Here is a 17722-nt window from a genome sequence, read left to right as displayed (position 1 = left end):
TGACAGGGTGTGGCGACCGGCGGGGTGCGGCTACCATGACCGGCACAAGGACGGGCGGCGCAAGGGAGTCGTCCCCTGGGGCGGCGCCCGGTGCACTGCCGGGGCGAGGAGGACGGGCCATGGTGCAGAAGGCCAAGATCCTCCTGGTCGATGACCGGCCGGAAAATCTGCTGGCGCTGGAGGCGATCCTCTCAGCGCTCGATCAGACACTGGTACGGGCATCGTCAGGGGAGGAAGCGCTCAAGGCGCTGCTGACGGACGATTTCGCGGTGATCCTGCTGGACGTCCAGATGCCTGGCATGGACGGTTTCGAGACCGCGGCGCACATCAAGCGGCGGGAGCGCACGCGGGACATCCCCATCATCTTCCTGACCGCCATCAACCATGGCCCGCACCACACCTTCCGCGGCTACGCGGCGGGCGCGGTGGACTACATCTCCAAGCCCTTCGACCCGTGGGTGCTGCGCGCCAAGGTCTCGGTATTCGTCGAGCTGTACATGAAGAACTGCCAGCTGCGCGAGCAGGCGGCCCTGTTGCGGCTGCAGCTGGAGAACGGCCAGTCGGGGCGTACGGGCGCGGCCGCGGCCCAGGAGCCCGCGGGGCTGCTCGCCGAGCTGTCGGCGCGGCTCGCCGCCGTCGAGGAGCAGGCCGAGGCGCTCACCAAGCAGCTGGACGAGTCCGCCGATGCCGCGGCGGTCGCCACCGCCGCCCACCTCGAGCGCAAACTCACCGGGCTGCGGCGGGCGCTGGACGCCCTGGAGCCCGGGGCCGGCAGCGGGGCGAGCCCGCTGCCCGCCTCCAGCTGACCCTCCTGCCCCATCCCGGCCTTCGGCTCACCGCCCTTGGCTTTCGCTCCCCGGCCGGTGCTTTGACGCCGCGTCACCCTTGGAATCACAGGGCTCCGACACGAACGGGTGAACGCCGGGGCGCGGGTGTCCCTCGCGCCCGGCAACGGTAATCTCGGCACCATGGCCTCACGTACGTCCGGCAAGGGTTCCCAGAGCGCGGCGGGCACCTCGAAGCAGCGTGCCGGGCGCTCGGGGAGCGCTGCCAAGAAGTCCCAGCCCAGGCCCGCGGGCCGGGCGCCCGCCAAGAAGGCGCCGCCCCGCAAGCCGCCCGCGAAGAAGGCCGCGGCCAAGCGGGCCCCCAAGCGTGCGCCCGCTCCTCCCGGCGGCGTCCGCCGCGTGGGGCGGGGCGTGGCACACGGCGTGGGCGCGCTCTTCCGCGGCGTCGGCCGCGGTGCGCGGGGCCTCGACCCGGCCCACCGCAAGGACGGCCTCGCGCTGCTCCTGCTGGGCCTCGCCCTGATCGTGGCCGCGGGCACGTGGTCCAGCCTGGAGGGCCCGGTCGGCGATCTGGTGACCATGCTCGTCACCGGCGCGTTCGGGCGGCTCGACCTCGTCGTGCCGATACTCCTCGGCATCATCGCGGTCCGGCTCTTCCGCCACCCCGAGCGTCCCGAGGCCAACGGACGGATCGTCATCGGCCTGTCCGCGCTGGTCGTCGGCGTCCTCGGGCAGGTCCACGTGGCCTGCGGCTCCCCGGGCCGCGGCGACGGCTCGCAGGCCCTGCAGGACGCGGGCGGGCTGATCGGCTGGGCCGCGTCCAAGCCCCTGGTCTACACGGTCGGCGAGGTCCTCGCCGTACCGCTGCTGGTGCTGCTCACGGTCTTCGGTCTGCTGGTCGTCACGGCCACCCCGGTCAACGCCATCCCGCGCCGGCTGCGGCAGCTCGGCATACGCCTCGGCATCGTCGAGCCCCTCCCCGGCGAGTACGAGGGGGAGGACGCCGACGGCTACGGGGCGGACTACGTCGACGACTGGCGCGAGGAGCCTCCCGCGCGCCCCCGCCGCGCTGCGACGCGACGGGCCGCCGGCGAGGCCCTCGATCCGGAGCAGGCCGAGGAGGAAGCGCTCAGCAAGCGGCGCAAGCCGCGACGGCAGGCCGGCGGGCCCGTGGAGCCCCCGTCCGGCCGCGAGCCCGACGCCGTGGACATGGCGGCCGCGGCCGCCGCGGCGCTCGACGGGGCCGTGCTGCACGGAGTGCCGCCCACCCCGCTCGTCGCCGGGCTCAGCAGCGGCATCGGGCAGGAGACCGGGCAGCCGGGCGCGGTGCCGGGTGCGCGGGGCCGCGGCAAGGAGCCCGGGGCCGCGGACCGCATGCAGGGCGTCCCCGACCTCACCAAGGGTGTGCCGGACCTCACCAAGGCCGCGCCCGCCCCCGAGGCGGGCTCCGGCCTGCCCGCGCGCGCCGAGCAGCTCCAGCTCTCCGGCGACATCACCTACTCGCTGCCCACGCTCGACCTGCTGGAGCGGGGCGGGCCGGGCAAGGCGCGCAGCGCCGCGAACGACGCCATAGTGGCCGCGCTGACCAACGTCTTCTCGGAGTTCAAGGTCGACGCCGCCGTCACCGGCTTCACCCGCGGCCCGACGGTCACGCGCTACGAGGTGGAGCTGGGCCCGGCCGTCAAGGTCGAGCGCATCACCGCCCTCGCCAAGAACATCGCCTACGCCGTCGCCAGCCCGGACGTGCGCATCATCTCCCCGATCCCCGGCAAGTCCGCCGTGGGCATCGAGATCCCGAACACCGACCGGGAGATGGTCAACCTCGGGGACGTGCTCCGCCTGGCCGACGCCGCGGGCGACGACCACCCGATGCTCGTCGCGCTCGGCAAGGACGTCGAGGGCGGCTACGTGATGGCCAATCTGACGAAGATGCCGCACATCCTCGTCGCGGGCGCCACCGGCTCCGGCAAGTCCTCGTGCATCAACTGCCTCATCACCTCCCTGATGGTGCGCGCGACGCCCGACGAGGTCCGCATGGTGCTCGTCGACCCCAAGCGCGTCGAGCTGACAGCCTACGAGGGCATCCCGCACCTGATCACCCCGATCATCACCAACCCCAAGCGCGCGGCCGAGGCCCTGCAGTGGGTCGTCCGCGAGATGGACCTGCGCTACGACGACCTGGCGGCCTTCGGCTTCCGGCACATCGACGACTTCAACGCGGCCGTCCGGGCGGGCAAGATCACTCCTCCGGAGGGCAGCGGACGCGAGCTCTCCCCGTACCCCTATCTGCTGGTCATCGTCGACGAGCTGGCGGACCTGATGATGGTCGCCCCGCGGGACGTCGAGGACTCGATCGTGCGCATCACCCAGCTCGCGCGCGCCGCCGGCATCCACCTCGTCCTGGCCACCCAGCGCCCGTCCGTCGATGTCGTCACCGGCCTGATCAAGGCGAACGTGCCCTCCCGGCTCGCCTTCGCCACCTCCTCGCTCGCCGACAGCCGCGTCATCCTCGACCAGCCGGGCGCCGAGAAGCTGATCGGCAAGGGTGACGGCCTCTTCCTGCCCATGGGCGCGGGCAAGCCGGTCCGCATGCAGGGCGCCTTCGTCACGGAGGCCGAGGTCGCGACCGTCGTGCAGCACTGCAAGGACCAGATGGCGCCCGTCTTCCGGGACGACGTCACCGTGGGCACGGCCAAGAAGAGGGAGATCGACGAGGAGATCGGCGACGACCTGGACCTGCTGTGCCAGGCCGCGGAGCTGGTCGTCTCCACCCAGTTCGGGTCGACCTCGATGCTGCAGCGCAAACTGCGTGTGGGATTCGCGAAGGCGGGCAGACTCATGGACCTGATGGAGTCGCGGGGCATCGTGGGCCCGAGCGAGGGCTCCAAGGCCCGCGACGTCCTCGTCAAGCCCGATGAGCTGGACGCGGTGCTCGCGGTGATCCGTGGGGACGGCGGGGCCTGACGGGGCCTTAAGTTTCCTGCCCGACCGTTTCTCTCGACGGCGTGTCGAGTTGAGAAAGGGGGGCGATCCGATGTCCCACCGTCGGCGCCGCAGAATCATCTGATGGCGTACAAAGTCCGGCTTCCGGCTTGCCCGCGGCTTTCGTATCCCCCCTAGACTGAACTCCCAGCAGGTGGCTACACGCTCGAAAGGCGCCCACGTGTCCATCGGCAACTCCTCCGCAGACGGCGGGGACATCCCCGCAGACGACCGGCCGTCGATCGGCCGGGTCCTCCAGCAGGCCCGAATCAGCGCCGGACTGACCGTCGACGAGGTCAGTTCCACCACCCGAGTACGCATCCCGATCCTGCACGCGATCGAGCAGGACGACTTCTCCCGCTGCGGCGGCGACGTCTACGCACGTGGGCACATCCGCACCCTCGCGGTCACCGTCGGCCTCGATCCGGCCGAGCTGATCGCGCGCTACGACGCCGAGCGCGGCGGGCGCCCCGCGCCGACCCCCGCGGCACCCCTCTTCGACGCCGAGCGCATCCGCCCCGAGCCCCGCCGGCCCAACTGGACGGCGGCGATGGTCGCCGCGATCGTGGCCGTCGTCGGCTTCGTCGGCTTCACGCTCTTCAACGGCGGCTCCCAGAGCACGGGCGGCTCCGTCGCGGCCGAATCGCCCTCCGCGAAGCCGCCCGCCTCGCCGAGCAAGAAGCCGCCGTCCGGCAAGCCGGCCGACCCCAAGCGGGAGCCCGGCGGCGGAGCCATCGCCGGCGTCCCGGCCAACAAGGTCACGGTCAAGCTCGCCGCCGAGAACGGCCAGACCTGGATGTCCGCCAAGGACCACAACGGCCGGCTGCTGGAGGAGGGCGTCCTCAAGCAGGGCGAGGCCAAGACCTTCACCGACCCCACCCGGATCGATCTCGTCCTCGGCAATGCGGGCGCCGTTCGGCTGTTCGTGAACGGCAAGGAGGTCAAGAACGTCGGCGACAACGGCCAGGTCCAGCGCCTCAGCTACACCAAGGGCGACCCCGTAGCGGGCTGACCTGCGACGGAGGGTGGTCACGGACAACCGGAGGGCACCTCTCCGGGTGATCGTTCTCTCGTGCCGTCACGGCCCCGCCGGGATACTCGGCAGCGGAAGCGGCCCCGGGACAAAGTAGGCTGAGCCCTATGCCCGAACGCCGTACCGTCGCTCTTGTCACACTTGGCTGCGCCCGTAACGAGGTGGACTCGGAGGAGCTGGCAGGCCGCTTGGCGGCGGATGGCTGGGACCTCGTGGAGGACGCCTCCGACGCCGACGTGGCCGTCGTCAACACCTGTGGCTTCGTCGAAGCCGCTAAGAAGGACTCCGTCGACGCCCTGCTGGAGGCCAACGACCTCAAGGATCATGGTCGTACGCAGGCCGTCGTGGCCGTCGGCTGCATGGCCGAGCGGTACGGCAAGGAGCTCGCCGAGGCGCTGCCCGAGGCCGACGGCGTGCTCGGCTTCGACGACTACGCCGACATCTCCGACCGGCTCCAGACCATCCTCTCCGGCGGCGTCCACGCCTCCCACACCCCGCGCGACCGCCGCAAGCTGCTGCCGATCAGCCCTGCGGAGCGGCAGGCCGCCGAGGTCGCCCTGCCCGGCCACGCTCAGGACGCCCAGGACAGCGCTCCCGCCGACCTGCCCGAGGGCGTGGCGCCGGCCTCCGGGCCGCGGGCGCCGTTGCGCCGCCGGCTGGAGACCAGCCCCGTCGCGTCCGTGAAGCTCGCCTCCGGCTGCGACCGGCGCTGTTCCTTCTGCGCCATCCCGTCCTTCCGCGGCTCCTTCATCTCCCGCCGCCCCTCCGACGTGCTCGGCGAGACGCGCTGGCTCGCGGAGCAGGGCGTCAAGGAGGTCATGCTGGTCTCGGAGAACAACACCTCCTACGGCAAGGACCTCGGCGACATCCGCCTGCTGGAGACGCTGCTGCCCGAGCTGGCGGCCGTCGACGGCCTGGAGCGGATCCGGGTCAGCTACCTGCAGCCCGCGGAGATGCGCCCGGGGCTGATCGACGTGCTGACCTCCACCGAGAAGGTCGCGCCCTACTTCGACCTGTCCTTCCAGCACTCCGCCCCCGGCGTGCTGCGCGCCATGCGCCGCTTCGGTGACACCGACCGCTTCCTGGAGCTGCTGGAGACGATCCGCTCCAAGGCCCCGCAGGCCGGCGCCCGCTCCAACTTCATCGTCGGCTTCCCCGGCGAGACCGAGGACGACGTCGCTGAGCTGGAACGTTTCCTGACCGGGGCCCGCCTGGACGCCATCGGCGTCTTCGGCTACTCCGACGAGGACGGCACCGAAGCGGCCACGTACGAGGACAAGCTCGACCCCGAGACCGTCGCCGAGCGCCTCGCGCACATCTCCCGGCTCGCCGAGGAGCTGACCGCGCAGCGCGCCGAGGAGCGGATCGGAGAGACCATTGAGGTGATGGTCGACCGCGTGGACGAGGAGGACGGCGTCGTCGGCCGGGCCGCCCACCAGGCGCCCGAGACCGACGGGCAGGTCCTGCTCGGCACCCGCCCGGAGCTCGTCCCCGGTCGTATGGTCGTGGCCAAGGTGGTGGCGAGCGAGGGTGTCGACCTCATCGCCGAACCGCTCGGCGACGGAGGGTGTACCGAGGAGGCGGGCAGATGACCGGAGTCCCGGCCTCCGCCACCGGAGGCCATGCCCCGGCGGCAGCCGCACGGCCGGCCGGGCTGTGGAACATCGCCAATATCCTCACCATGGTGCGGCTGCTGCTCGTGCCCGGGTTCGTCCTGCTGATGCTCCACAACGGCGGCTACGACCCGGCCTGGCGCTCCTTCGCCTGGGCGGCCTTCGCCGTCGCCATGATCACCGACCTGTTCGACGGCCACCTGGCCCGGACGTACAACCTGGTCACGGACTTTGGCAAGATCGCCGACCCGATCGCGGACAAGGCGATCATGGGTGCGGCGCTGATCTGCCTGTCCGCGCTGGACGACCTGCCCTGGTGGGTCACCGGCGTGATCCTCTTCCGCGAGATCGGCATCACGCTGATGCGGTTCTGGGTGATCAGGCACGGCGTGATCCCGGCCAGCCGCGGCGGCAAGATGAAGACCCTCGCCCAGGGGGTCGCCGTGGGCATGTACATCCTCGCGCTGACCGGTCTGCTGGCCACCGCCCGCTTCTGGGTGATGGCCGTGGCGGTGGTGCTGACGGTGGCCACCGGGCTCGACTACGTGCGGCAGGCCGTCGTCCTGCGGCGGGCCGGACGGGCCGTGGGGGCCGCGGGCCGATGAGTGCGGCGAGCGACGCGTGCGCCCTGACGGCATCTGCGGTCCTGGCCGCCCTGGTGGCGCGTGGTGAGACCGTGGCCGCCGCCGAGTCGCTCACCGGGGGGATGGTCGCGGCCGGGCTGACCGCGGTGCCGGGCGCCTCCCGCGCGGTGCGCGGTTCGGTCACCGCGTACGCCACCGACGTCAAGACCTCGGTGCTGGGCGTCGAGGAGGAGCTGCTCGGCGAGCGCGGTGCCGTCGACGGTGCCGTCGCCCGGCAGATGGCCCGCGGCGTGCGGACGCTGCTGGGCGCCGACTGGGGGCTCGCGACGACCGGCGTCGCCGGTCCCGACACCCAGGACGGCAAGGCCGTGGGGACGGTCTTCGTGGCCGCCGCGGGGCCGGGCGGCCGCACGCGGGTGCGGGAGCTGTCGCTGGACGGGGACCGCTCCCGGATCCGGTCGGAAAGCGTCCGCGCGGTGCTGGAACTGCTGCTGAACGAACTGACGGAAAACGTGGGCGCAAAGGATACGGAACACAACGGGGGGAATGGATGTTTGCAGCCCTGAGTGAACACGACATAGCTCCCCGCACGGCCGGAGCCCGAGGCGGTACGGTGGGGCGTGAAGGATCCGGATTCGCGGTCCAAGGAGGGAGCCACCGATGATTCTGCTCCGTCGCCTGCTGGGTGACGTGCTGCGTCGGCAGCGCCAGCGCCAGGGCCGCACTCTGCGCGAGGTCTCCTCATCCGCCCGGGTCTCGCTCGGTTACCTCTCCGAGGTCGAGCGGGGGCAGAAAGAGGCGTCCTCCGAGCTTCTCTCCGCAATCTGCGACGCTCTGGACGTACGGATGTCCGAGGTCATGCGCGAGGTCAGCGATGAATTGTCGCTCGCCGAGCTGGCGCAGTCGGCAGCGGCGAGCGAGCCGGTACCCGCGCCGATGCGGCCGATGTTCAATGCGGTGTCCGTGACGTCCGTGACGGGCGTGCCGGGGGAGCGAGTGACGATCAAGGCTCCCGCCGAGGCCGTCGACGTGGTCGCGGCCTGACAGGCGTTATCCACGAAATCCCGGTCGGACATCCGACCGGGATTTCGCGTTTCCGGGAGCCGCCCGTTTTGCGGTGGTGTGCGATGGCGGGCCGACGGGAAGGCGGATAAAAAGACGAACAACACGGAACAAACGGGTCAAACCATTGAGATGGGGAGAATCTGGATGTCTGTCGTCAAGAGCTCGCTGCCCGAGCACGACCGCAAGACCGTCGGAGACGCCCTCCAGGGCGCCCTGGTCGACCTCGTGGACCTCTCACTGGTGGCCAAGCAGGTGCACTGGACCGTTGTGGGCCCGCGCTTCCGCTCCATCCACCTCCAGCTGGACGAGGTCGTGGCGAGCGCCCGCGTGCACGCCGACACCGTCGCCGAGCGCGCCTCCGCCCTCGGCATCGCGCCCGACGGCCGCGCCGAGACCGTCGCGAAGACCAGCGGCATCGACCCGGTCGGCGGCGGCTGGTGCAGGGACACCGAGGCCGTGCAGACCCTCGTCTCCGCGCTCGGCGCCGTGATCACCCGGATGCGGGAGCGCATCCGCGCCACCGAGGAGCCCGACCCGGTCACCCAGGACCTCCTGATCGGCCTGACCGGAGACCTCGAGAAGCACCACTGGATGTTCCAGGCGGAGAACGCCTGAGCCTGCCCGCGATGCCGCGGGGGACCTTTACCGTACGGGGCGCTCTCCGGTGGCGGCCGCGCCCCGGCCGCGCTCTCCTGGGGGCATGGAAGAGCACCCCGTGATCCGCTTCACGAACGAACTGATGGTGCTCACGGACCTCGACCGGACAACCGCCGGGGCCTTCGTACGCCGGGTGTACCAGGAGGGCACCCACGAGGGGGAGCAGCGGCTGATGGCCGACCTGCACCAGCGCGACCGGAGGATTACGGAGCTGGAGCGGGACCTGGCGGGGCTGCGGGGCGAGGCCCCCGGCTGACCGCGGGCCCGGCCGTGGGTACCTGCCCGGCTGCGGGCCGCCTGCAGGCCGTGGTGCCGCGGGGCGCGTACGGGCCCGCAGCGCGCCGCCGCCGGTTCCCGGTGCGCTCTGCCATGCCCAGGGGAAGCCGGTCTAGCGTCGGCCGAAGGAGGCAGCCATGGTCCGGCGTGAACTCTGGGGCTGCCGCAGGCCGTACGCCGTGCTGGGGCGGGTGGCAGCGCTCGTCGCCGGCGGTGTGTGGTGGTGGGCGCTGCTGCGCCTGCTCACGCAGCCGGGGCGGCCCGCGGCCGTCGACGGGCTCGTCCTCGCGGGCGGCTGGGGGCTGAGCCTGCTGCCGGTGCACTGCGCCCCCTGGCGGCGGCGCGCGGCCGGGGAGGGCTGGGGTGGATGCCTGCGGAAGCTGGGGGCTTCACTCGTTCGGATCAATCGTCCCCGCCGCCCGGGGGCCCCGCGGGGCCCGGGCCGGGCTGACAAGCAGGGCACCAGTACGTGACGCGCTCGCGGCCCGCGTCCCCCTGCCCGGCCGTGCGCAGCGGCGTCCCGCAGCGGCGGCAGGGCCGTCCCGCGCGGCCGTACACCCACATGCGGTGGTCGTGGCGAGGGTCGCCCGTGGTGATGCGGGCAGCACGCGACTTGTTGGCCTCCAGGAGCTTCCTGGCGAGGGCGGGCAGGCGCTCGGGCGACGGGACGTCGCGGACCGGGAGCCAGGGCGAGAGCCGGAGCATGAAGCAGAGCTCCGACTTGTAGACGTTGCCGATGCCCGCGAGGTTGCGCTGGTCGAGCAGGGCCTCGCCGACGGGGCGGCCGGGGTCGGCGAGCAGCCGGCGCAGCGCCTCTTGTGCGTCCCAGCCGGGGCCCAGGAGATCCGGGCCGAGGTGGCCGACCACGGTGTGCTCGTCGGCGGTGCGGAGCAGCTCCAGGACGGGGAGGCGGTATCCCACGGCCGTGCGGTCGGCGGTTGCCAGCACGGCGCGGATCTGGTGCCCGGGGCCGCCGCGCCAGCGCTCACCGGTGGCGTAGACGCGCCAGGCCCCGTCCATCCGCAGGTGCGAGTGGAGCGTGAGGCCGCCTTCCACGCGCGTGAGCAGGTGCTTGCCGCGCGGGAGGACCCCGGTGACCCGGCGGCCGGTGAGGTCCACGGTGGCGAGCGCGGGGACGCGCAGGTCGGAGCGGACGAGCGGGCCGCCGGTCAGGGCGCGGTCGAGCTCGCGCGCGGTGCGCCAGACCGTGTCTCCTTCGGGCATGTGCTCCTCTTCCTGTCCTCGGCCGGCTTCCGGCTCAGGGCGCGCGCAGGCGCAGGCCCTTGGGCGTGGCGTGGAAGCCCGCCGCCTCCAGCAGCGGCCCCAGGGGTGACGAGAGGGCGGAGGCGCCGTTGATGCGCTCGACCGTGACGGTGCCGAGCGCGCCCGCCCGGGCTGCCCCGGCCAGCGCCTCGGCGGCCTCTCGCAGCCCCGCGTCGTCGGCGTCCGCGGTTTCCGCCCCCTCCTGCTGCGGCCAGGCCAGCAGGGTCTTGCCGCCGCGCTCCATGTAGAGCGCGAGGGCGCCGTCGAGGAGGACGACCAGGGAGCCCGCCTTGCGCCCCGGCTTGTGGGCCGCCCCGGCGGGCGGCTCGGGCCAGGAGAGGGCCGCGCCGTAGGCGTTGGCGGGGTCGGCGGCGGCGAGGACGACGGCCCGGCTGCGGCGGGGGGCGGCCGACGGGTCCTCCCAGGGGGCCCCGGGCGCCTCGGCCGGGCCGCCGGCGGCACGGTCGCGGGCCGTGCTCGCGGCCCGCAGCCTGTCGACGGCGCCGTCCATGGCGAACTGCGCGGCGCCCAGGCCCTCCACCACATAGCCGCGCCGCGCCTGGCCGCTCTCCTCGAAGACGGACAGCACGCGGTACGCCGCGGAGAAGCCGCCTTCGAGGCCCTCGGCGGCCACGGCTCCCCGGGTGACCACGCCGTGCCGGTCGAGGAGCGTGCGGGCCAGGGCGTGGGCGCGGTGCGTGGGGTCGGCCCCGCGCGCGGGCAGCAGGGACCAGCGGCCGGCGACCGTGGGCGGCCCGCTGCGTGAAGCGGTCGGCGTGGTGGGCAGGCCGCCGCGGGACGTGAAGGAGCCGTAACGGCCGCGCGGGACCGCGCGCTTGGCGCGGTGCGCCGTCGAGCCCGCCGTCCGTCCCGAGCCGAGGAGGGCGCGGAGCGGGGCGAGGGTGTCGTTGGTGAGCCGCCCGGACCAGGCGAGGTCCCAGACGGCGTCCGCGATCTGCGGCTCCGTGCCGTCGGGCACGGTGGCACGGACCCGCTCGGCGATCTGACGGAAGAACAGGCCGTAGCCCCCGGAGAGCGCTTCCAGAACTGCCTGGTGGAGCGGCGAGAGCTCCAGCGGGTGGGGCGCGGGCAGCAGGAGCGGGGCCGCGTCGGCGAGGAGCAGCGACACCCAGCCGTCCTTGCCGGGGAGGGCGCCCGCGCCGGCCCACACGACCTCGCCCGCCGCGGTGAGCTCGTCGAGCATCGCCGGGGTGAAGTCCCGTACGCGGCCGGGCAGCACCAGCTTCTCCAGGGCCGACGCCGGGACGGGCGCGCCCTGCAGCTGCTCGACGGCGCGCAGCAGCCCGTCGACGCCGCGCAGGCTGTGCGTGCCGACGTGCTGCCACTGCGGGAGGAAGGCCGCCAGCGCGGTGGGCGGCACGGGCTCCAGCTCGTGCCGCAGCGCGGCGAGGGAGCGGCGGCGGAGCCTGCGCAGCACCGCCGCGTCGCACCACTCCTGGCCGATCCCGGAGGGGTGGAACTCGCCCTGGACGACGCGGCCGGCGGCCATGAGGCGGTGGAGCGCGCCGTCGGTGACGGCGGTGCCCAGGCCGAAATGTGCCGCTGCCGCGGCGGAGGCGAAGGGGCCGTGGGTGCGGGCGAAGCGGGCGAGGAGGTCGCCCAGCGGGTCCTTGACGGGCTCGGTGAAGGCCTCGGGGACGCCCACGGGGAGGGCAGTGCCGAGGGCGTCGCGCAGCCGTCCCGCGTCCTCCACGGCGGCCCAGTGGTCCTCTCCGGCGATCCGTACGCGGATGGCGCGGCGGGCCTCGGCGAGCTCCCGCACCCAGGCCGGTTCGGCGCCGCGCGCGGCCAGTCCGGCGTCGGTCAGGGGCCCGAGGAGGCGCAGCAGGTCGGCGACGCTCTCCGGGTCCTTGGCCCGCCGGTCGTCCGTGAGCCACTGCAGCTCGCGCTCCAGCTCGGCCAGGACATCGGCGTCGAGGAGCTCGCGCAGCTCGGCCTGGCCCAAAAGCTCGGCCAGCAGCCGCGAGTCCAGGGACAGGGCCGCGGCGCGGCGCTCCGCGAGCGGAGAGTCACCCTCGTAGAGGAACTGGGCGACGTAGCCGAAGAGCAGCGAGCGGGCGAACGGCGAGGCCTCCGGGGTGGTCACCTCCACCAGCCGGACGCGGCGGGCCTCGATGTCGCCCATGAGCTCGGTGAGGCCGGGGACGTCGAAGACGTCCTGGAGGCACTCGCGCACGGCCTCCAGAATGATCGGGAACGAGCCGAACTCGCTCGCCACCTGCAGCAGCTGCGCGGCGCGCTGGCGCTGTTGCCACAGCGGGGTGCGCTTGCCGGGATTGCGGCGGGGCAGCAGCAGGGCGCGGGCGGCGCACTCGCGGAAGCGCGAGGCGAACAGGGCGGAGCCGCCCACCTGGTCGGTGACGATCCCCTCGACCTCGCCCTTGTCGAAGGTGACGTCCGCGGCGCCGACGGGCGACTGCTCGCCGTCGTACTCCGTGCCCTGGCCGGCGGGGTCGGCGTCGAGCAGGTCGAGGCCCATGAGGTCGGCGTCGGGCAGCCGCAGCACGATGCCGTCGTCCGCGTGCATCACCTGGGCGTCCATGCCGTACCGCTCGGCGAGCCGGGCGCCCAGGGCGAGCGCCCAGGGGGCGTGCACCTGCGCGCCGAAGGGCGAGTGGACCACGACGCGCCAGTCGCCCAGCTCGTCGCGGAAGCGCTCCACGACGATGGTCCGGTCGTCCGGGACGTGCCCGCACGCCTGGCGCTGCTCGCTCAGGTAGGCCAGGACGTTGTCCGCCGCCCAGGCGTCGAGCCCGGCGGCCGTCAGCCGCTCGCGGGCGGCGTCCGGCCCGGCGGAGCCCACCTCGCGCAAGAACGCGCCCAGGGCCCGGCCCAGTTCGAGCGGGCGGCCCAGCTGGTCGCCCTTCCAGAAGGGCAGCCGCCCCGGGACGCCGGGGGCGGGGGTGACGAGGACCCTGTCGCGCGTGATGTCTTCAATCCGCCAGGAGGTGGTGCCCAGGGTGAAGACGTCGCCCACGCGGGACTCGTAGACCATCTCCTCGTCCAGCTCGCCGACCCGGCGCCCGCCCTTGGCGCCGTCCTTGGAGTCGGCTCCGGCCAGGAAGACACCGAACAGGCCGCGGTCGGGAATGGTGCCGCCGGAGGTGACGGCCAGCCGCTGCGCGCCCGGGCGCCCCGTGACCGTGCCGGCCACGCGGTCCCACACCAGGCGCGGCCGCAGCTCCGCGAAGGCGTCGGACGGATACCGCCCGGCGAGCATGTCGAGCACCGCCGTGTAGGCGGACTCGGGCAGCGAGGCGAACGGGGCGGCCCGCCGCACCAGGGCCAGGAGCTCCTCCACGTCCCAGGTGTCGACGGAGACCATGGCGACGATCTGCTGCGCCAGGACGTCCAGCGGATTGGCGGGCACCCGCAGCGACTCGATGGACCCCGAGCGCATCCGCTCGGTCACCACGGCCGCCTGCACCAGGTCTCCCCGGTACTTGGGGAAGACGACGCCCGTGGACACGGCGCCGACCTGGTGGCCCGCGCGGCCGACGCGCTGCAGCCCGGAGGCGACCGACGGCGGCGACTCGACCTGGACGACCAGGTCCACCGCGCCCATGTCGATGCCCAGCTCCAGGCTGGAGGTCGCGACGACGGCGGGCAGCCGGCCCGCCTTGAGGTCCTCCTCGACCAGGGCGCGCTGCTCCTTGGAGACCGAGCCGTGGTGCGCGCGGGCGAGGACCGGCGGCGCCCCCTTGGCCGCGCCGGACTCGGCCATCAGCTCGGCGGGGGAGTGGTGCTCGGGCAGGGACTCGCCGGTGGCGCGCTCGTAGGCGATCTCGTTCAGCCGGTTGCACAGCCGCTCGGCCAGGCGGCGGGAGTTGGCGAAGACGATGGTGGAGCGGTGCGCCTGGACGAGATCGGCGATGCGCTCCTCCACATGGGGCCAGATCGACGGCTTGTCCTTGCCCTCCCCGCCGTCCTGCACCGGCGAGGCGCCCAGCTCCCCCAGATCCTGCACCGGGACGACCACCGACAGGTCGAACTCCTTGCCGGACGGTGGCTGGACGATCTCCACCCGCCGCTGCGGCGAGAGGTAGCGGGCCACCTCGTCCACCGGCCGGACCGTCGCGGACAGGCCGATGCGCCGCGCGGGGCGGGGCAGCAGGGCGTCGAGCCGCTCCAGGGACAGGGCGAGGTGCGCGCCCCGCTTGGTGCCGGCGACGGCGTGCACCTCGTCGAGGATGACCGTTTCCACGCCCGCCAGTGCGTCCCTGGCGGCGGACGTCAGCATCAGGAACAGCGATTCGGGTGTCGTGATGAGGATGTCCGGCGGCCGGTTGACGAGCGCGCGGCGCTCGGCCGGCGGGGTGTCGCCGGAGCGGATCCCGACGCGCACTTCCGGCTCGGGCAGCCCCAGCCGCACGGCCGCCTGCCGGATGCCGGTCAGCGGGCTGCGGAGATTGCGCTCCACGTCGACCGCGAGGGCCTTGAGCGGGGACACGTAGAGCACCCGGCAGCGCTTCTTGGTCTCGGCCGGCGGCGGGCTGCTCGCCAGCCGGTCCAGCGAGGCGAGGAAGGCGGCGAGGGTCTTGCCGGACCCCGTCGGCGCGACCACGAGGACGTCCGACCCCTCGCCGATCGCGCGCCAGGCCCCGGCCTGCGCCGCCGTGGGCGCGCTGAAGGCCCCCGTGAACCAGGCTCGGGTCGCCGGGGAGAACCCCGCGAGAGCCCCGCCCGCATCCGCCGCCGCACCGGTCGCCGTCTCGTCAGCCATGCCACCCATCGTGCACCGCGCCACTGACAATGCCCCGGACCCGCAGGTCAGTCCTGGTGAGGGGTGGGTGCATGGGGCGGTAGCGGCCCGGTGCGGGGGCGGTGGCGGCCGGGCGCATGAGGCGCCGGTCGCGGACGGGGCGGTGGTGATCGGCTGGGGCGTGGTGCCCGGATGAGGGGCGGGCGGGCGTCACACGGCGCGGTCGTAGGCGCGCAGGGTCAGCAGTGCGGTGAGGGTCACCATCGGCCGGCCTTCCAGGCGGGTGCCGGGCGCCCACTCGCGCCAGCGGACCGGCCAGCCGCCGTCCTCCTGCTGCGAGGCGGCCAGGAAGTCCAGCGACCGCTCCATCTCCTTGTCGGTGAACCAGGAGCGGGCCGACGAGTCCGGGGTGGGCGCGAAGTCGTGCGGGTAGTGGTGCTCGCCCGGTGCGTAGCCCTCCGGGACGGGGTAGTCGGCCACCCGCGCGGGGTCCAGGACCGCCAGCCGCTGCTCCCGGACGACCCGGCCGAGCCGTTCGGCCGCCGCCTGCGCCCGCCGCCGGTCCGGCGCCCCGTCCAGGAAGGCGACCGCCGCCGACACCTCGTACGGGTGAGTTCTCGCGCCGCTCCCGAGGGCCTCCACCGCGGCCCAGCAGAAGTCGGTGGCCCGGAACAGCCACGCGTGCCACACCTCGTTGCGGTGCAGCAGGCCCACCACGGGACCGGTGGCCAGGAGGTCGCTCGGCGGGTCGTCCACCACCGGGGTCCACGGGGCCGCCGGGTAGCCGCGCAGCGAGGGGTGGAGCGCGGGCAGCGCGCCGTCAGGGGTGGAGACGGCCGTCAGATAGCGGCAGACGCGCTCCATGCGCCGGTCGCCGCAGCGGCCGATCTCGTCGAGGACGCGCAGGGCGTGGGCGGTGTGCAGCGGCTGGCTCACGGGGCCGCGCAGATCCGGCTCCAGGGCGAAGCCGTAGCCGCCGTCCTCGCCGAGGTACGCGGCCAGGGCCGCCTCCACGGCGTCGGGGCCGCCGTCCAGGAAGTGAAAGGCGAATCTCCGCTGTTCCAGGACGCGGGCGGTGAGCCAGATGAACTGTTCGGCACGGACTGCGGGGGATGTTCCGGATCGGGCCATGCACCGACCGTAGGCCGGAAAACGTCCCCGGTCAGCGGCTCATGGCGGGCAGCACCCTCAGGGGCGGGATACTGGGCGCATGCGGTTGACGGTTTTCTGGCAGCGGATGGCGAATCATTTCGGCGCGGCGTACGCCGACTCCTTCGCGCGCGACCACGTGATGTCCGAGCTGGGCGGGAGGACGGTGCACGAGGCGCTGGACGCCGGCTGGAACGCCAAGGACGTGTGGCGCGCGGTGTGCCGGGCGCTGGAGATCCCCGACGACAGACGCTGACATACCGCGCCGCCGCCACGGGATTCCGTTTTTCTGCTTCGCCCGGTAGGCCACACTTACGGCGTGGCAGACGACCCCGTTCCGGAAGAGCCCGTCCCACCCGCCCCGCCGCCTCCGCCCGGCCCGCCGCCTCCGCCCGGCCCCGCCGTCGGCATGCCGCCCTGGCTGCCCCGCGCCATGGTGTCGGCGCTCGCCCTGGTCGCCTGCTTCATGCTGGCGGTCTGGGCCTTCCAGCAGCTGATCGGGCTGCTGCTGAACATCCTCATCGCTTTCTTCCTCGCCCTGGCCATCGAGCCGGCCGTGTCCCGGCTGTCCGCCCGCGGCCTGCGCCGCGGCCTCGCCACGGGCCTGGTCTTCCTCGCCGTCACCGTCGTCGTCGCGGGCTTCTTCGCCCTGCTCGGCTCGATGCTCGCCGACCAGATCGTGACCATGGTCGAGAACTTCCCCTCGTACCTCGACGCGGTCATCAAGTGGGTCAACCGGGTGTTCCGCACGAGCCTGTCCCGCGTGCAGGTCCAGGAGAGCCTGCTGCGCTCGGACTGGCTGCAGCGGTACGTGAAGAGCAGCGCCAGCGGCGTCCTGGACGTCTCGGCCACCGTCCTGGGCGGGCTGTTCCAGCTGCTGACCGTGGTGCTGTTCTCGTTCTACTTCGCGGCGGACGGGCCCCGGCTGCGCCGGGCCCTGTGCTCCGTGCTGCCGCCCCGCCGGCAGGCCGAGGTGCTGCGCGCCTGGGAGCTCGCCGTCGCCAAGACCGGCGGCTACATCTACTCGCGCGCCCTCATGGCGCTGATCTCCGGCATCGCCCACTACGTGCTGCTCGTGATCCTGGGGGTGCCCTACGCGCCCGCCCTCGCGATCTGGGTGGGCTTCGTCTCGCAGTTCATCCCGACGATCGGCACCTACCTCGCGGGCGCCCTGCCCGTGCTGCTGGCCTTCACAGTGGACCCCTGGTACGCGGTCTGGGTGCTCGGCTTCGTCGTGGTCTACCAGCAGTTCGAGAACTACGTGCTGCAGCCGCGCATCACCGCCAGGACCGTCGACATCCACCCTGCCGTCGCCTTCGGCTCGGTGGTCGCGGGCGCCGCCCTGCTCGGTGCCGTGGGGGCGCTGGTGGCCATTCCGGCGGCGGCGACACTGCAGGCGTTCCTGAGCGCGTACGTGAGGCGGTACGAGGTGACGGGGGTGGTGGGAGAGACGGGGGGCTGACAGGGCGGTGGGCCCGGAGTGGCGCGCTTGACAGCAAAATCGAACATCCATTCTTATGGGTTTTCCGGCGCTGTGGAGCCGTGTGCGGAACCGCTTCCCGGGCCCCTCGAAGGGCCGGGTTATCCACAGG

At 73.5% G+C, this 17722-nt stretch carries 15 protein-coding genes; 12 read left to right on the top strand and 3 right to left on the bottom strand.

What is annotated here, in order from left to right:
• The first annotated feature begins 119 nt into the window (after nucleotides 1-119).
• From IF61_RS0124670 to IF61_RS34495, 10 genes are all read left to right on the top strand, one after another.
• Nucleotides 120-806, top strand: a complete 687-nt coding sequence (locus IF61_RS0124670; RefSeq protein WP_030368719.1) for a response regulator — start codon at nucleotides 120-122, stop codon at nucleotides 804-806.
• A gap of 162 nt (nucleotides 807-968) precedes the next feature.
• Nucleotides 969-3749 (top strand): DNA translocase FtsK, encoded by a 2781-nt coding sequence (locus tag IF61_RS0124665; RefSeq protein ID WP_030368718.1) that lies wholly within the window; start codon nucleotides 969-971, stop codon nucleotides 3747-3749.
• 199 nt (nucleotides 3750-3948) lie between these two features.
• Nucleotides 3949-4779 carry a helix-turn-helix domain-containing protein gene (locus IF61_RS0124660; RefSeq protein WP_030368717.1) on the top strand — a complete coding sequence of 277 codons (831 nt, stop codon included), beginning with the start codon at nucleotides 3949-3951 and terminating at the stop codon, nucleotides 4777-4779.
• A gap of 128 nt (nucleotides 4780-4907) precedes the next feature.
• Nucleotides 4908-6392 carry a 30S ribosomal protein S12 methylthiotransferase RimO gene (rimO, locus tag IF61_RS0124655; RefSeq protein WP_030368716.1) on the top strand — a complete coding sequence of 495 codons (1485 nt, stop codon included), beginning with the start codon at nucleotides 4908-4910 and terminating at the stop codon, nucleotides 6390-6392.
• The gene (pgsA, locus tag IF61_RS0124650; protein ID WP_030368715.1) at nucleotides 6389-7018 is read left to right on the top strand and encodes a CDP-diacylglycerol--glycerol-3-phosphate 3-phosphatidyltransferase; all 630 of its coding nucleotides are present in this window, start codon (nucleotides 6389-6391) and stop codon (nucleotides 7016-7018) included. Before rimO ends, pgsA begins: the two co-directional genes overlap by 4 nt.
• Nucleotides 7015-7563: a CinA family protein gene (locus IF61_RS0124645; protein ID WP_078660464.1), complete on the top strand. Its 549-nt coding sequence runs from the start codon at nucleotides 7015-7017 to the stop codon at nucleotides 7561-7563. Before pgsA ends, IF61_RS0124645 begins: the two co-directional genes overlap by 4 nt.
• 94 nt (nucleotides 7564-7657) lie before the next feature.
• Nucleotides 7658-8041: a helix-turn-helix domain-containing protein gene (locus IF61_RS0124640; RefSeq protein WP_030368713.1), complete on the top strand. Its 384-nt coding sequence runs from the start codon at nucleotides 7658-7660 to the stop codon at nucleotides 8039-8041.
• A 165-nt stretch (nucleotides 8042-8206) separates the two neighbouring features.
• A complete protein-coding gene (locus tag IF61_RS0124635; protein ID WP_030368712.1) occupies nucleotides 8207-8677 on the top strand; it encodes a Dps family protein in 471 nt (156 codons plus the stop codon).
• Between the two features lie 85 nt (nucleotides 8678-8762).
• The gene (locus IF61_RS0124630; RefSeq protein ID WP_157848656.1) at nucleotides 8763-8975 is read left to right on the top strand and encodes a hypothetical protein; all 213 of its coding nucleotides are present in this window, start codon (nucleotides 8763-8765) and stop codon (nucleotides 8973-8975) included.
• Nucleotides 8976-9132: 157 nt separating this feature from the next.
• On the top strand, nucleotides 9133-9468 hold the full coding sequence (locus IF61_RS34495; protein ID WP_078660463.1) for a hypothetical protein: 336 nt from the start codon (nucleotides 9133-9135) through the stop codon (nucleotides 9466-9468).
• On the opposite strand, the gene IF61_RS0124625 is transcribed toward IF61_RS34495, so the two are convergent.
• The 3 genes from IF61_RS0124625 to IF61_RS0124615 all read right to left on the bottom strand — a co-directional run bounded on the left by IF61_RS0124625 (nucleotide 9398) and on the right by IF61_RS0124615 (nucleotide 16112).
• Complete coding sequence (locus IF61_RS0124625; protein WP_030368710.1) at nucleotides 9398-10219, bottom strand: DNA-formamidopyrimidine glycosylase family protein; 822 nt, start codon at nucleotides 10217-10219, stop codon at nucleotides 9398-9400. The two genes, IF61_RS34495 and IF61_RS0124625, sit on opposite strands and share 71 nt — an antisense overlap.
• A 34-nt stretch (nucleotides 10220-10253) precedes the next feature.
• On the bottom strand, nucleotides 10254-15002 hold the full coding sequence (locus IF61_RS0124620) for an ATP-dependent helicase (protein WP_030368709.1): 4749 nt from the start codon (nucleotides 15000-15002) through the stop codon (nucleotides 10254-10256).
• 189 nt (nucleotides 15003-15191) lie between these two features.
• Nucleotides 15192-16112: a hypothetical protein gene (locus IF61_RS0124615; RefSeq protein ID WP_030368708.1), complete on the bottom strand. Its 921-nt coding sequence runs from the start codon at nucleotides 16110-16112 to the stop codon at nucleotides 15192-15194.
• A 79-nt stretch (nucleotides 16113-16191) separates the two neighbouring features.
• Between IF61_RS0124615 and IF61_RS0124610 the strand changes: the two genes are divergently transcribed.
• Complete coding sequence (locus IF61_RS0124610; RefSeq protein ID WP_030368707.1) at nucleotides 16192-16386, top strand: DUF3046 domain-containing protein; 195 nt, start codon at nucleotides 16192-16194, stop codon at nucleotides 16384-16386.
• A 63-nt stretch (nucleotides 16387-16449) separates the two neighbouring features.
• Nucleotides 16450-17592 carry an AI-2E family transporter gene (locus IF61_RS0124605; protein ID WP_245684598.1) on the top strand — a complete coding sequence of 381 codons (1143 nt, stop codon included), beginning with the start codon at nucleotides 16450-16452 and terminating at the stop codon, nucleotides 17590-17592.
• Nucleotides 17593-17722: the final 130 nt, after the last annotated feature.

The organism is Streptomyces roseoverticillatus (assembly GCF_000719265.1).
Taxonomy (GTDB): Bacteria; Actinomycetota; Actinomycetes; order Streptomycetales; family Streptomycetaceae; genus Streptomyces; species Streptomyces roseoverticillatus.
Note: the sequence above shows the minus strand (reverse complement) of the source record. Positions and strands in the feature narration are given on the sequence as shown.